The 14,519-nt window shown below is 49.8% G+C and carries 16 protein-coding genes and 1 rRNA gene; 16 read left to right on the top strand and 1 reads right to left on the bottom strand.

The genetic code is table 11. The features are described 5' to 3' along the window. Positions 1-8 precede the first annotated feature (8 nt). The 14 genes from MUG84_RS25580 to lysS all read left to right on the top strand — a co-directional run bounded on the left by MUG84_RS25580 (position 9) and on the right by lysS (position 12,703). Positions 9-776 (top strand): type III pantothenate kinase, encoded by a 768-nt coding sequence (locus tag MUG84_RS25580; RefSeq protein ID WP_244730885.1) that lies wholly within the window; start codon positions 9-11, stop codon positions 774-776. Positions 777-933: 157 nt separating this feature from the next. Continuing rightward, positions 934-1,818 carry an Hsp33 family molecular chaperone HslO gene (hslO, locus tag MUG84_RS25575; RefSeq protein ID WP_244730883.1) on the top strand — a complete coding sequence of 295 codons (885 nt, stop codon included), beginning with the start codon at positions 934-936 and terminating at the stop codon, positions 1,816-1,818. A gap of 18 nt (positions 1,819-1,836) precedes the next feature. Then, positions 1,837-2,787, top strand: a complete 951-nt coding sequence (locus MUG84_RS25570; protein WP_244730874.1) for a peptidyl-prolyl cis-trans isomerase — start codon at positions 1,837-1,839, stop codon at positions 2,785-2,787. A 262-nt stretch (positions 2,788-3,049) separates the two neighbouring features. Further along, complete coding sequence (gene cysK / locus MUG84_RS25565) at positions 3,050-3,988, top strand: cysteine synthase A (protein WP_244730871.1); 939 nt, start codon at positions 3,050-3,052, stop codon at positions 3,986-3,988. Between the two features lie 183 nt (positions 3,989-4,171). Beyond that, complete coding sequence (locus tag MUG84_RS25560) at positions 4,172-5,782, top strand: anthranilate synthase component I family protein (RefSeq protein ID WP_425313280.1); 1,611 nt, start codon at positions 4,172-4,174, stop codon at positions 5,780-5,782. Beyond that, positions 5,779-6,360 carry an aminodeoxychorismate/anthranilate synthase component II gene (gene pabA / locus MUG84_RS25555; protein WP_244730869.1) on the top strand — a complete coding sequence of 194 codons (582 nt, stop codon included), beginning with the start codon at positions 5,779-5,781 and terminating at the stop codon, positions 6,358-6,360. Before MUG84_RS25560 ends, pabA begins: the two co-directional genes overlap by 4 nt. After that, entirely contained in the window at positions 6,357-7,265 is a 909-nt protein-coding gene (locus tag MUG84_RS25550; RefSeq protein ID WP_244730867.1) for an aminotransferase class IV, read from the top strand. The genes pabA and MUG84_RS25550 overlap by 4 nt, the downstream gene beginning before the upstream one ends. Next, positions 7,246-8,109, top strand: coding sequence for a dihydropteroate synthase (folP, locus tag MUG84_RS25545; protein ID WP_280521507.1), 864 nt, complete (start codon positions 7,246-7,248; stop codon positions 8,107-8,109). The genes MUG84_RS25550 and folP overlap by 20 nt, the downstream gene beginning before the upstream one ends. Positions 8,110-8,162: 53 nt before the next feature. Continuing rightward, on the top strand, positions 8,163-8,525 hold the full coding sequence (folB, locus tag MUG84_RS25540) for a dihydroneopterin aldolase (RefSeq protein ID WP_244730865.1): 363 nt from the start codon (positions 8,163-8,165) through the stop codon (positions 8,523-8,525). 9 nt (positions 8,526-8,534) lie between these two features. Continuing rightward, positions 8,535-9,083, top strand: a complete 549-nt coding sequence (gene folK, locus MUG84_RS25535; protein ID WP_244730863.1) for a 2-amino-4-hydroxy-6-hydroxymethyldihydropteridine diphosphokinase — start codon at positions 8,535-8,537, stop codon at positions 9,081-9,083. Beyond that, positions 9,035-9,238, top strand: coding sequence for a helix-turn-helix domain-containing protein (locus MUG84_RS25530; RefSeq protein WP_244730861.1), 204 nt, complete (start codon positions 9,035-9,037; stop codon positions 9,236-9,238). Before folK ends, MUG84_RS25530 begins: the two co-directional genes overlap by 49 nt. 54 nt (positions 9,239-9,292) lie before the next feature. Continuing rightward, positions 9,293-10,315 (top strand): tRNA dihydrouridine synthase DusB, encoded by a 1,023-nt coding sequence (dusB, locus tag MUG84_RS25525; RefSeq protein WP_244730859.1) that lies wholly within the window; start codon positions 9,293-9,295, stop codon positions 10,313-10,315. 231 nt (positions 10,316-10,546) lie between these two features. Beyond that, a complete protein-coding gene (greA, locus tag MUG84_RS25520) occupies positions 10,547-11,023 on the top strand; it encodes a transcription elongation factor GreA (protein WP_244730857.1) in 477 nt (158 codons plus the stop codon). 162 nt (positions 11,024-11,185) lie between these two features. Continuing rightward, entirely contained in the window at positions 11,186-12,703 is a 1,518-nt protein-coding gene (gene lysS / locus MUG84_RS25515; protein ID WP_244730844.1) for a lysine--tRNA ligase, read from the top strand. 95 nt (positions 12,704-12,798) lie between these two features. On the opposite strand, the gene MUG84_RS25510 is transcribed toward lysS, so the two are convergent. Further along, positions 12,799-13,404 carry a TetR/AcrR family transcriptional regulator gene (locus MUG84_RS25510; protein WP_244730842.1) on the bottom strand — a complete coding sequence of 202 codons (606 nt, stop codon included), beginning with the start codon at positions 13,402-13,404 and terminating at the stop codon, positions 12,799-12,801. A gap of 92 nt (positions 13,405-13,496) precedes the next feature. On the opposite strand from MUG84_RS25510, the gene MUG84_RS25505 reads away from it, so the two are divergent. Then, positions 13,497-14,024 (top strand): hypothetical protein, encoded by a 528-nt coding sequence (locus MUG84_RS25505; RefSeq protein ID WP_244730841.1) that lies wholly within the window; start codon positions 13,497-13,499, stop codon positions 14,022-14,024. A gap of 375 nt (positions 14,025-14,399) precedes the next feature. Continuing rightward, positions 14,400-14,519 (top strand): 16S ribosomal RNA (locus MUG84_RS25500); the annotation flags it as partial.

The following is a 14,519-nucleotide window of genomic DNA, read 5'->3' as shown; positions in this document are numbered from 1 at the left end:
TCGTCTCCGTGATCCTTGTCATCGATATCGGGAATACCAACATTGTGCTAGGCATATACAAGGGACGCGAGCTTTTGCATCATTTCCGTCTCAGCACCATACGTCAATCTACAGCGGATGAATACGGGGTTTGGTTTCATAATTTGTTCCACATGTCAGGGATACATATTTCAGATATTCAGGGGGTTATTATGTCCTCTGTAGTCCCGCCAATGGTGCATATCATTGAGGAAATGTGCCGTAAGTATATCCACAAGCAACCCCTTATGGTTGGGCCCGGCATTAAAACAGGGGTGAATCTTCGCAACGAAAATCCGCGTGAGGTCGGAGCGGATCGGATTGTAAACGCCGTTGCGGCGGTAGACTTGTATAAGGGACCGCTTGTGGTGGTGGACTTCGGGACGGCGACCACATTCGACTGCATCGATGAAAAAGGAGCTTATCTCGGGGGTGCGATCGTTCCAGGGATCGGAATCGCGACCGAGGCCTTGGTTGAGCGGGCATCGAAGCTTCCGCGCATTGAGCTGGAAAAGCCCAAAAAAGTTATTGGCCGTAACACGGTTCATGCGATGCAGGCCGGGATTATTTTTGGATATGCCGGGCAGGTGGATGGTATCGTGAAACGGATGAAGCAGGAAATGGGAGCGCCGAGACTCAAGGTCGTTGCCACCGGTGGACTGGCAGAGCTTATTGCCAGCGAATCGGAGGCCATCGATGAGGTGAATCCGCTGTTAACACTTGAGGGGCTACGTCTCATTTATGAGCGCAATAGCTGACTCTCTTTTGGGCATGAATGATCAGCATAACATGAGGGACCACTCGATAAGATGTTTTCTTTGCCATTTAGGAAACAATAGGACGAAGAGCGGCGAAAGCATTTAAAATAAAGCCGCTATTTCGGTTAATTAGAGAGCAAGGGGGCTAAGAGAAGACATGGAACATAAACAAGATCGCCTCATCCGAGGCACCGCAATGGGCGGCCGCATCCGGGCCTTCGCAGTAAGAACAACCGCGCTCGTGGAGGAGCTTCGCCAAAGACATGACACTTGGCCAGTTGCTACAGCGGCTATGGGACGCACGTTGACGGCCGCAGCGATGATGGGCGCCATGTTGAAAGGTGAAGAAAGACTGACAATTCAGGTACAAGGCAATGGACCTATCGGCCAAGTTGTCGTTGATGCCAACGCTAAAGGCGAAGTCAGAGGTTACGTGAATGAGCCTCATGTCCATTTGCCGAGCAACAGCATGGGCAAGCTGGATGTGGCAGGGGCTGTGGGCCGCGAGGGCTTTTTGAATGTCATTAAGGATTTGGGTTTGAAAGAGCCTTACCGCGGAAGCGTACCGATTATTTCCGGTGAGCTAGGCGAGGATTTTACGTACTATTTCGCGGTTTCCGAGCAGACGCCGTCGGCTGTGGGGCTTGGTGTGCTTGTCGCTCCTGACAATTCGGTCATTGTGGCCGGAGGATTTATCATACAACTTCTGCCTGGACTCAGTGACGAGGAGATTACCGTGATCGAGCAGGCTGTGGGGACGATGCCGCCGGTAACGTCGCTGCTGGATCAAGGATTAGAGCTTGATGAGATGCTGCGCCGGCTGCTGCCGGACGTGGAGATTCTCGAACAGATGGATATTCGTTTTCAGTGCCAATGCTCGCGTGAACGCGTAGAGCAGACCCTTGTCAGCCTTGGTAAGAGCGAGCTGGAGCAGTTGATTGAAGAAGACGGCAAGGCGGAAGTCGTATGCCACTTCTGCAATGAAGCCTATACGTTTAAAAAAGATGAGCTGCAGCAGATTCTTGAAAAAGCAATTCATTAAGGCGGACGGAGTACTAAGATGATGATGACCAGACAAGAAAAGGCGCTTTGGGCCGCAGTCATCATTTTGGCAGCGGGAGTGCTGCTTATGGGGAGCCTGATCGTCATCCGTGGATTAAAGCCTGCGGGATCGGTATATGAGCCGGAAGAAGAATCAAGCAGCCTTGATGCCGTGGCATCCTTTGACGGTCAGCTCATTACGGAAGATGAGTGGGTAGAAGAGCTGAAGCGAACGCATGGGCACGAGGTGCTTTTGCAGATGCTGAATCAGAAAGCGGTATACGCCGAAGCGAAGGCTCTTCATATCGAGGTTACACCGGAGGAGATCGCTGACAGAATCAAAAACGATGCTGCAGGTTACGAATCGGAGGACGCCTATTATCAGGCCATGTCGGTACAGCTGGGAATGAGTCCGGAGGATATCCGGGCGGAGGCGGCCTATCAGCTGACACTCGAAAATATCGCCATCGCTCACATCGAAATCAGTGATGAAGAGGTTGACCGATATATCGAGCAGCACAAAGATGAGTTTGAGCCAAAAAAGGAATACGCGCTGGCCTGGATTAAGCTTAAAAGCCGCAAAGAGGCCAATAAAACGCTCGACCGCCTGGAGCAGGGAGAGGATTTCGGCAAGCTCGCCGAAGAACTTTCGCTGGACGAGTACACCCGAATGCAGGGTGGAAGACTGGGCATGATAGAGGATGACGACCCGTTCGTCCCGAAGGAGCTGCTGAGCACCGCCAAGGATCTGGAAGCAGGAGATATTGCCGGTCCTATTGAGCTCGGTGATGGAGGGTATGCAGTCATGCAGGTTATTGATATTGTAAAAAAGGAGCCGCTCAGCAGCTCGGAAATCCGGGCCGATGTGCGCAAGCAGCTTGCCCTGAATAAAGCCGTACCACTAACCCAGCTGGAGGCCGAGCTCAGGGGTAAGTACGGGGCCCGATTGATTAAGAAAACCAACCTCTGAACAGATATAAAATAATACGAGTGATCAAACCTTTGCCGCGAGGATATTCCTCCACTAAGCAGGGTTTGTTTTTTTGCCAAGCCGTAGTGGAATAGGCCCACGTTATGTATGGTTCATATTGACATTCGTATGGAAGGTTGTTAAGATAAAGGTATTAAATACCTACTTAATTACTCGGAAATAAAATAGTTAAACAACCAGATGCCTCTTTTGAATCGTATATATAACAATGATTACCATTAGATATGGGAGGAATTTTCTTATGGCGAAAGTCGTTAATAATGTTACTGAACTCATCGGCAGTACTCCACTCGTTCGTTTGAACCGTCTGGTTCCGGAAGACAGCGCGGAAATCTATATCAAGCTGGAATACCAAAACCCTGGCGCAAGCGTTAAGGACCGGATCGCCATCAGCATCGTTGAAGAAGCGGAAAAAGACGGCACGCTGAAACCAGGCGGCACGATCGTTGAAGCAACAAGCGGGAATACAGGGATCGGCCTGGCTATGGTAGCTGCTGCAAAAGGATATAAAGCGTTGATCGTTATGCCGGAAACCATGAGCTTGGAGCGCCGAAACCTGCTTCGTGCTTATGGAGCTGAGCTAGTGCTGACGCCAGGAGCGGAAGGCATGAACGGCGCAGTTAAAAAAGCCGAAGAGATCGTAAGTGAAAATCCAGGCTATTTTATGGCTGAACAGTTCAGAAATCCGGCCAACGTGAAAATCCACCGCGAAACCACGGGTCCGGAAATCGTGGATGCTATTGAATCCATCGGCGGTACACTCGACGCATTTGTTGCAGGCATCGGTACAGGAGGCACCATCTCCGGAGCAGGCGAAGTACTGAAGAAGAGCTTCCCTGATATCAAAATCGTAGCGGTAGAGCCTGCGGCTTCTCCGATCCTGTCCGGCGGCAAACCAGGACCTCATAAAATCCAAGGACTTGGCGCCAACTTTATTCCTGATATCCTCAATCGTGAAATTTACGATGAAATCGTCCATGTGGAAAATGATGAAGCATTCGAAACAGCGCGCCGCGTTGCGAAAGAAGAAGGCGTTCTGGGAGGCATCTCCTCAGGCGCTGCAATATTTGCCGCTCTTAAGGTTGCTAAGGAGCTTGGAAAAGGCAAACGCGTCGTTGCGATTATTCCAAGTAACGGCGAACGTTACCTGAGCACGCCGCTGTACAATTTTGAAGGATAATATAACATACATTGATAATTGCCCCTGCTGCTGTAGATACAGTAGCAGGGATTTTTTTGGATTGAGGAATAACCATTCATTTTCCTTTGGTAAAAAAAACTCAGGAAAAGTCTTTTCAAAAGGGCAGCGGGCAAAGTATACTGACAACCAATAGAAAGCTCTTGCAGCAGAAGGGATGAGGATGTGAAAGGGGACAGCATGATTACGCTTGAATATTGGAAAAGGTGGGTGGAAGAGGGCTACACCATTTTGCCATATGTACTTGAAACGGAAGTGCCTGCTGAGGCAGCAGGCCTGCCAGCATCGTGGTCACACGCCTGGGAGCAGGCGTCCCCGCATTCCTTTGTTCTTGAAAGCGGCAAGGATGGACGTTACACGTACCTGGGGCTTGCACCTGTATCGCTTCTCCAAGGTAAGGGACATCAGGCGGAGATTCATGAACTAAGAAGTGGCAGCATGCAAAAAACAACCGGCGCGCCGCTCGAAGTCATTAAGCGGTGGATGGAGCCCTTTCAGGCTCCTTCAGCACAGGATTTGGCGGAGCTGTCTGCTGAAATGCCTCCGTTTCTTGGCGGCTCGGTCGGATTCCTCGGATATGACATAGTCCGCTTCCTGGAAACCATACCTACGAGTGCGGCAGACAATCCGAAAATTCCGGATTATCTATGGATGCGGCTTGAAGAGGTTTGGATCTACGATCATGCCACACATAAGCTCTTCTGTACTGTTCATACGCCAGTATCAAAGGAAAGCGGAGTTGACCTGGCACGCATGATGGAAGCGGCGCAGGATAAAGCAGAACGGATGCTTGCAAGCTGGCGTCAATTCACGGAAAAGGTGCAGACCGAGCTGAATGAAGAACGGAATTTGCGGCAAAAGCACATGGTGGATTCGCAGTCCCGTACTGATGAAGGACAATGGCCCGGCATGCGCAGCGCTTTTTCACAGCAGGGCTTCGAACGGGCAGTAGAGAAAATTCAGAATTACATCCGGCAGGGTGATGTGTTCCAGGTCAATTTGTCGCTCAGACAGGAACAAGAGCTGCTGTCTGAGCCGGAGCGGATTTATGAGTGGCTTCGCATATTGAACCCTTCACCGTATATGGGGCTGCTCCGTTCGCCGGGCTTCAGTCTCGTGAGTGCGTCTCCCGAGCTTCTGGTGAAACGTCAAGGAGAATTAATCAGCGCCCGTCCGATCGCAGGTACCCGCCGCCGTGGGCTTACGCGTGAGGAGGATCAGGCTATGGCAGAGGAGCTTCTCGGCAGCGAGAAAGAGCGTGCGGAGCATGTCATGCTCGTCGATCTGGAACGCAATGACATCGGCAAAGTGGCGGCTTACGGCACGGTAAGTGTGCCGGAGCTGATGACGATCGAGCACTACTCTCATGTGATGCATCTGGTATCCCAAGTAGAGGGACGACTCGCTGAGGGTAAAGGAGCGTTTGATGTTATTGCTGCTCTTTTCCCAGGCGGAACGATTACAGGGGCACCGAAAGTACGCACGATGGAGATTATCGAAGAGCTGGAGCCGGTACGACGTGGGCCTTATACGGGATCCATGGGCTGGATTGACTATAACGGCAATTTGGAATTAAATATTATCATAAGAACGCTAGTTGTTTCGGAAGAAATCGGCATGATTCAGACCGGCGCAGGGGTTGTTATCGACTCCGAGCCGTATCGTGAGTATCGTGAGTGCCATAATAAAGCCAAGGCGATCGTAAAGGCAGTCCTTTTAAGTGAAGAAGAAGCGGCTGCTGGCATGATCCGGCGGGAAAAGGAGATGAGAGTATGATACTGGTGATTGATAATTATGATTCTTTTACGTATAACCTGGTTCAATATCTCGGGGAGTTGGGAGAAGAAGTCAAGGTGTTCCGCAATGACGAAATTGATATTCAGGGCATTGAAAAGCTGGCTCCGGATCATATCCTGATATCGCCGGGACCCTGCACGCCGAATGAAGCGGGAATCAGCCTGAAGACGATCGCGCATTTCAAAGGAAAAGTCCCAATCTTCGGCGTCTGCCTTGGACACCAGGCCATCGGACAGGCGTTTGGCGGCGAAGTGGTTCGCGCAGAACGGTTGATGCACGGCAAGACCTCACCGATTCTGCATCATGGGACATCCGTATTTGAAGGCCTGCCGTCCCCATTCACGGCGACGCGGTATCATTCCCTGCTGGTGGAACGCAGCACACTGCCTGACTGCCTGGAGATTACGGCGGAGACGGAAGAGGGCGAGATTATGGGGCTTCGTCATAAGGAATACCCTATAGAGGGTGTACAGTTCCATCCCGAGTCGATTATTACCGATTTCGGACACCAGATGCTGCGCAACTTTCTGAAGCGGACGACAACAACGAACGCATGAGATGGATTCTTCTGAACGGTCAATGTATGGATACGACTGCTGCCGTGGTTTCTGTTATGGATCACGGCTTTTTATACGGTATGGGCTTGTTTGAAACCCTCCGTACCTATGGAGGCAGGCCATTCCAGCTGGAGAGGCATCTGGACAGGTTGGCGGCGGGCTGCAAACAGCTTGGGATTGAAACGGATACTCTGCCCAATTCCGGCCAGCTGCGGCGTATGATTGCAGAACTGATAGAGGCGAATGGGCTGCAGGAGGCGTATATCCGCTACACCGTCAGCGCGGGTGAAGATGTTTTGGGCCTACCGGCGGGGGTGTATACGCGTCCCAATTACGTATTGATGGCCAAACCTCTGTCCGAGGCTTCGGAGGAGCTGTATACGCATGGAAAAGCACTGCAGCTGCTCGCCACCCGGCGCAATTCGCCCGAAGGGCCGGTGCGGCTGAAGTCGCTTCATTATATGAATAATATTTTGGCGAAAAGAGAACTTTCCTCCTATCCCGAAGCCGCGCGCCTTCACGCTGAAGGGCTGATGCTGAATGCGGACGGCTATTTGTCGGAAGGGGTCGTAAGCAATCTTTTCTTCGTAAAAAATAATCAAATATATACGCCGGATACGGCCTGCGGATTACTGCCTGGCATTACGCGCGGTTTGGTTATGGAGCTAGCAGCTGCGGAGGGAATGACATGCGAGGAAGGCTTTTATACATGGGAGGATCTGACGCAGGCGGATGAAATATGGCTGACGACCTCCATTCAGGAGCTGGTTCCTGTTACCGCGTTAATGGATACGTCAGGAAGTGCAGCAGTTATCAGCGGCGGGCGCATCGGTCCAATAACAGACAAGCTGCTCCGGCTGTACCGGCGGCATACGGGAGGTTATCATGAAAACGACAATCTATGAACGGACCTACACTATGGGTGAAGCTGTGCTTGAGCTCGGAGCATCCACCAAAATCATGGGTATCTTGAATGTGACACCAGACTCTTTTTCGGATGGCGGACGATATGTCGATCCGGAACAGGCTGTACAGCATGCGCTGCAGATGGTTCGGGATGGGGCGGATCTAATTGATATCGGTGGAGAATCCACCCGGCCCGGATATGAGCCTGTCAGTGCAGAAGAAGAGCTGCGCCGGGTCATCCCCGTCATTGAGGCTCTTCACCGTGCGGCTCCACATATTCCGATTTCGGTGGACACCTACAAGGCTGAGGTAGCCCGCCAGGCAATTCAGGCCGGTGCCCATATCATGAATGACATCTGGGGAGGCAAAAAAGACCCGGACATGCTGAAAGTCGCGGCTGAACTGGGCTGCCCGATTATTTTGATGCATAACAGGAAAGATATGAATTACGGGGATTTTGCAGCCGATGTGGTGCAGGATCTGAAAGAAAGCGTACGTTTGGCATTGGAAGCGGGCGTGTCAGAGAAGCAGATTATTTTGGATCCCGGTGTCGGATTTGCGAAAAATGGACCTGAAAATCTGCAGATTATGACACAGCTCGATCGTTTGGTGGATATCGGATATCCGGTACTGCTCGCCACTTCCCGCAAAAAATTCATCCGCACGGTGCTGGATCTGCCGGTGGACGACATTGTGGAAGGAACTGCGGCTACTGTCGCATTCGGAATTGCGCAGGGGTGCCAAATGGTACGGGTGCATGATGTGAAGCAGATCAAACGGACCGTGACGATGTGCGACGCGATGCTGTATGCATCTACGGATACCAGACGGGTACGTTTGTAATTGAGGGCTTCGCATAGAGCAAAGCTTCGGACCATATGGAGGGATGACGGAATATGGATAAAATGAAATTACATCGCATGGAATATTACGGCTATCATGGCGTTTTTGAAGAGGAGCGTAAGCTGGGCCAACGCTTTTATATCGATCTTGAACTTGACCTTGATCTGCGGGCAGCTGGGGAAAATGACGATCTGACACAAACGGTAAATTATGCCGAAGTCCACGAAGTTGTGAAAAAGGTCGTTGAAACCGAGTCTTTTCGCCTGATCGAAGCATTGGCCGAACGTATTGCATCCTGTTTACTGGACACTTATACTAGTATCGATGCATTGACGGTCAAAGTGACCAAACCTCACCCTCCCTTTGACATCCATTTTCAGGGCGTCACCGTGGAGCTTCATAGAACAAGAAAGTGAGAACCCATCATGAACGCACATTCTACCTCTGAGTCATCAGAGGCTTATATTGCTTTAGGGGCTAATTTGGGGGACCGCGAGGATACGCTTATGGAGGCGCTGCGGCGGCTAGACGAATCCCCGGAAATCACTGTCCTTTATTGCTCCAATATCTACGAAACGGAACCTGTTGGTTACGTGGACCAGCCGCTGTTTCTGAATATGGCTGTGCGGGTGCGTACGAATCTGGATCCATACGGTCTGCTGCATGTAATGCAGCAAATCGAGAAGGAGCTTGGAAGAGTCCGTCACATTCGCTGGGGTCCGCGGACGGTTGATCTGGACCTTATATGGATGGAAGGGCAGGAGGAGAATACGGAAGAATTGATTCTACCCCACCCCCGTATGGAGGAACGGTTGTTTGTGCTTGTTCCGCTTAAGGACATTGTGCCTGCGGATGAGCCCTCCGGTCTGCGAACTAAGGTTCTGGCAGCAATGGAAAGACTGGATGGAAAGGAAGGTTTACAGCTTTGGAAAACTTACAGCTGGCACAGCGTATCCGCGCCTTCCGCAAACTAAAGGGATTTACACAGCAGGAGCTTGCATCCCGGTGCGGTGTTTCGCTGGCGGTGCTTGGTGCCGTTGAGCGGGGAAACCGGCGCGCTGACGAACAGATGCTCACGAAAATTGCCGGAGTTTTGGGCATTACAGTTCAGGAACTCACGAATCATTAAGATTACGGACTTTATATAGATACACAAATAAAATTAAAGGAGCGAATAAATCACATGCTGAAGATTGGCAATGTTGAAATGAAGAACCAAGTCGTTCTGGCTCCGATGGCAGGTGTCTGCAATCCGGCGTTCCGGCTGATCGCGAAGGAATTCGGAACCGGACTGGTTTGCGCCGAGATGGTCAGCGGCAAGGCGATCGTCCACGGCAACCGGCGCACGCAGGAAATGCTCTTTGTTGACGAGCGGGAAAAGCCGCTGAGTTTGCAGATTTTTGGGGGAGACCGTCAATCGCTGGTGGAAGCCGCGAAAGTCGTCGATACGCAGACCAATGCCGACATTATCGACATTAACATGGGCTGCCCTGCGCCGAAAGTGACCAAAATCGATGCCGGCGCCCGCTGGTTGCTGGATTCGAATAAAATTTACGAGATGGTTGCCGCAGTCGTGGATGCAGTTGATAAACCGGTAACCGTTAAAATGCGTACTGGTTGGGACAGCGACCATATTTACGCGGTTGAGAACGCACGTGCCGTCGAGCGTGCAGGGGGTCAGGCTGTCAGTGTGCACGGTCGTACACGCGAGCAGCTGTATACTGGCCATGCCGATTGGAATATTATAAAACAAGTTAAAGAGGCTGTATCCATTCCGGTCATCGGCAACGGTGATGTGGCAACACCGGAGGATGCGCGCCGGATGCTGGACCAAACCGGAGTTGACGGGGTTATGATCGGCCGTGGTGCGCTGGGTAATCCTTGGATGCTGTACCGTACCATTGAATATTTGAAGACCGGGGAGCTTGTACCTGATCCATCTGCGGAAGAGAAGATCCGCATTGCCATTTTGCATATGGACCGCTTGATTGCCTTGAGAGGAGAATCGGTGGCTGTGCGTGAAATGCGCAAGCATATAGCTTGGTATTTGAAGGGACTGAGAGGATCTGCCCGCATTAAAGATGAGATTATGGAAGAAACGAAACGGGATGAAATGGTCAAGATTCTGGAAAATTTCGTAGCCGACCTGAATGAGCGGGCGGAACGGGAAGCACATACGCCGGAGGAAGAGGCTCTCGCCCAATAATAGCGTATGTAAATGTCCTTACGGATGCAATTTGCAATGCAATTGACATTTTGAAATGGTTACCATATAATTTTTCAGTATAAATTCGACTTATCCTTAAAACAGCAGAGGGATGTTCTGATCCTTCAAACTTTGCATAAATATAGATTGATCTAAAGGTAGCATAGTAGTTCATTCTATAATCGTTACGGTAGTTTTAAATTTATTTACATGACAGGAGAATCGGTTGAGATGAGCGATAAAGAAGTCATTTTGACACAGGACGGACTCAAAAAGCTAGAAGACGAACTCGAGAACCTGAAATCAGTCAAACGCCGCGAGGTTGCGGAACGGATCAAAGTAGCCATCGGTTACGGGGATATCAGCGAAAACTCGGAATATGAAGATGCCAAGAACGAGCAGGCTTTTATTGAAGGGCGTATTATCACCCTGGAGAAAATGCTTCGCAATGCGCGCATCATTAACAACGACGAGATTAATACTGATATTGTCGGCGTTGGCGCAACAGTCATCGTGAAGGATTTGGAATTCGGCGATACGATGGAATACACCATTGTAGGTACGGCTGAATCTGATCCTCTGAACAATAAAATCTCGAACGAAAGCCCGGTTGGCAAAGCGATTTTGGGCAAGCAAAAAGGTACCACGGTGGACGTTAACGTTCCTGCGGGCGTTATTCAATACAAGATTATCGATATCAAAAAGTAAGATCCGTGCTTTAGGATTGTTAGAAAGCTTCCTTTAGGAAGCTTTTTTTCAGATATACAGAATGAAGTGCGGGTTTAAGCCTTTCTTCAGTTCATTCGATGTTAGACACCTGTAACGTGTATCTGCGGGCAGGCAGTGAGATAGAAGGAGTGACGATGTAAAATGTCGGAAGAAGTAAACAACCACGAACAAGAAATTGAACTTAGCGAGATGCTGCAAATTCGCCGCGGTAAATTGGACGAGCTTCGCAGTCTTGGAATTGATCCGTTTGGTAAAAAGTATGACCGGACCCATCATGCGGGCGATCTGATCGCGAAGTATGAAAACATGACTAAGGAAGAGCTGGACGAGCAGCATGCCGAAGTGCGCGTTGCGGGAAGAATTATGGCCAAGCGCGGTATGGGTAAGGCGATTTTCGCCCATATCCAGGACCTGAGTGGTAAAATTCAGATCTACGTACGTCAGGATTCCGTTCCTGAGGCTGCTTTTGAAGCATTCCGTCTGCTTGATCTCGGAGATATTGTCGGCATTGCCGGCACGATGTTCAAGACCAAAACGGGAGAGACGACGATCAAAGCAAGCGAAGTTGAAGTTCTTTCCAAGTCCCTCTATCCACTGCCTGACAAGTACCATGGTTTGAAGGACGTAGAGCTTCGCTACCGTCAGCGTTATGTCGATCTGATCATTAACCCTGAGGTACAGCAAACCTTTATTGCCCGTTCCCGCATTATTCAATCGATGCGCCGTTATCTGGATTCCCAAGGATATCTGGAAGTGGAAACACCAACCCTGCATGCTATCGCCGGCGGCGCGGCAGCGAAGCCGTTTATTACGCATCATAATGCGCTCGATATGCAGCTTTATATGCGTATTGCGATCGAACTTCATTTGAAGAGACTGATCGTCGGCGGCTTGGAAAAGGTATATGAAATCGGACGCGTATACCGTAATGAGGGTATTTCTACACGCCATAATCCAGAATTCACTATGATCGAGCTGTATGAAGCCTATGCGGACTACAAGGATATTATGAATCTGACCGAAAGCCTGATTGCGCATATTGCTCAAGAGGTGCTCGGCACTCAAGTCGTCAATTATCAAGGACATGAGGTCAACCTGGCACCGGGATGGCGCCGGGTATCCATGGTAGATGCGGTGAAGGAAGTGAAGGGCGTTGACTTCGGCGTTCACATGACGGATGAAGAGGCACACCGCCTCGCTAAAGAGCATAACGTCAAAGTTGAGCCGCATATGACCTTCGGCCATATCCTGAATGCGTTTTTTGAAGAATTTGTAGAGGAAACGCTGATTCAGCCGACGTTTGTAACCGGTCATCCAGTAGAAATCTCGCCGTTGGCGAAGAAAAACGAAGAGGATCCGCGCTTTACGGACCGCTTCGAGCTGTTTGTTGTGGCCCGTGAGCATGCCAATGCCTTCAGTGAGCTCAATGACCCGATCGACCAGCGTCAACGTTTTGAAGCACAGCTCAAAGAGCGTGAGCAGGGTAACGATGAAGCGCATGAGATGGATGAAGACTTCCTGAATGCACTCGAGTATGGCATGCCGCCTACAGGCGGTCTGGGTATCGGTGTCGACCGTCTGGTGATGCTGCTGACCAATTCGCCGTCCATTCGTGACGTGCTTCTCTTCCCTCATATGAGAAACCGGACGCAGGAATAGTCTGATATACGTAAATGGGGATTTTCCTCATCCTATAGAAAAGGAACAGCGTGATTAATTCACGGCTGTTCCTTTTGTTTTAGACGTCAGTTTTCTTATATTCCTGATTGTGGACGACAAAGTGTCAATAGGTGTCGGATTACGGTTTTCCGCATCATGTCTGTTGTTACAACTTCCGGTCTAAGTATGGCGTGGATAGCTAGGCCGTCAATTAGGGCATAGAAGCGCTCGATTTCAAGAGCAGTATCCAGATCCGGCAAAGCAAGGCCGCTAGCGGCCAATCCATTCATAATGTTGATGAAAAGCATTCTGAGATCGTCATCGATCTCACAACGATGCTGGGCAAGCGTGGAATCAGACATCGATTTGACGACAAAAGCAAACCATACCTCCATTTCGTGCCGTTTCTCTTCATTGGTGGGAAGAATTTCATCCACCAGCAGAGGGATGTCCTTTAATAAATCTCCACTAAAGGTGATACCCGCAATTCGTTCTCTTACCCGGTCGGAAACTCTTTTCATCGCATAGGACAGAAGTTCAGAGTGCGTGGTAAAGTAATGCCGCATCGAGCCAACGGACAAGCCGGCCTCATCAGCGATATTTCGAACCGAAGCTTGATCAAGTCCCAATTTACGAATAACACGCCATGCGGCCTCAGCTACTTTTTCCTTTTGTTTATCATGATCTACAACTTTAGGCATGTCTTTAGTATAACATTCTTCTTGTTTATTTAATACATTCGTGCTAAATTGTTTTTAACACAATTGTATTAAATAACTGAGGTGGGGATAATTTGATTGCTGTCATGATTATAGGTTGTGAAATAGCATTTTGGGTGCTTGTACTTGCAGGTTTAAGCGCAAGATATGTAGCAGGGTGGAAGCGAACAGGAGCTCTTCTACTGTTAGCTACGCCGGTGGTGGATGTGCTGCTGATTCTGTTCACGATCATGGACCTGAGGAACGGAGCCACAGCAGAATTCATGCATGGTCTTTCTGCCATATATATCGGAGTCACCGTCGCTTTCGGGCATCGGATGATCAAATGGGCTGACGAGAGGTTCGCTTACCGCTTCGCGGGAGGGGTGAAGCCTGAGCCCGCGCCGAAACGCGGAAAAGCGCATGCAAAGCGAGAGAGAGAAGGTTGGTACCGGCATGTGCTTGCGTGGTTCATCGGCTCCATACTGCTTGTACTGATGATTGTAATGGTCAATGATCCTTCCCGCACCGAGGCTTTAAAGATGATGCCTTTATCATGGGGTGGCATTGTGGCCATCGATTTTTTGATCAGCTTCAGTTATACGTTATGGCCTAGACGATAAAGTCAGATGGGGGTCGAGCATTCGCGAATAACTAAACTATTAAATTTAAAATAATGCTTGCATAGACTTAAAATCCGTGTTATATTATTAATCCGGCCAAGAAATGCAGAGTTATCTGCTAGCCAGCAAGCTTCAAACTTTGAAAAAATAATTTCAAAAAAGCTTGCAAAACTAGGCCGAACATGATATATTATAAGAGTTGCTGCTGAGCTAAATGAGCGACAACGAAAACGAAAGAATTTGATCTTTGAAAACTGAACAACGAGTGAGATACAGACTTCAGCAATGAAGTCAAAACGCAAAGCAGTTCGGTCCCCGAACTGTGGAGCGCAAATGAGATTTAAATCTCGTCAGATTCAAAATGAGTCACAAACTTTCTTGGAGAGTTTGATCCTGGCTCAGGACGAACGCTGGCGGCGTGCCTAATACATGCAAGTCGAGCGGACTTGATGAGGAGCTTGCTCCTCTGATGGTTAGCGGCGGACGGGTGAGTAA

It is taken from the genome of Paenibacillus mangrovi, from assembly GCF_022898935.1.
Classification (GTDB): Bacteria; Bacillota; Bacilli; order Paenibacillales; family Paenibacillaceae; genus Paenibacillus_AQ; species Paenibacillus_AQ mangrovi.
Note: the sequence above shows the minus strand (reverse complement) of the source record. Positions and strands in the feature narration are given on the sequence as shown.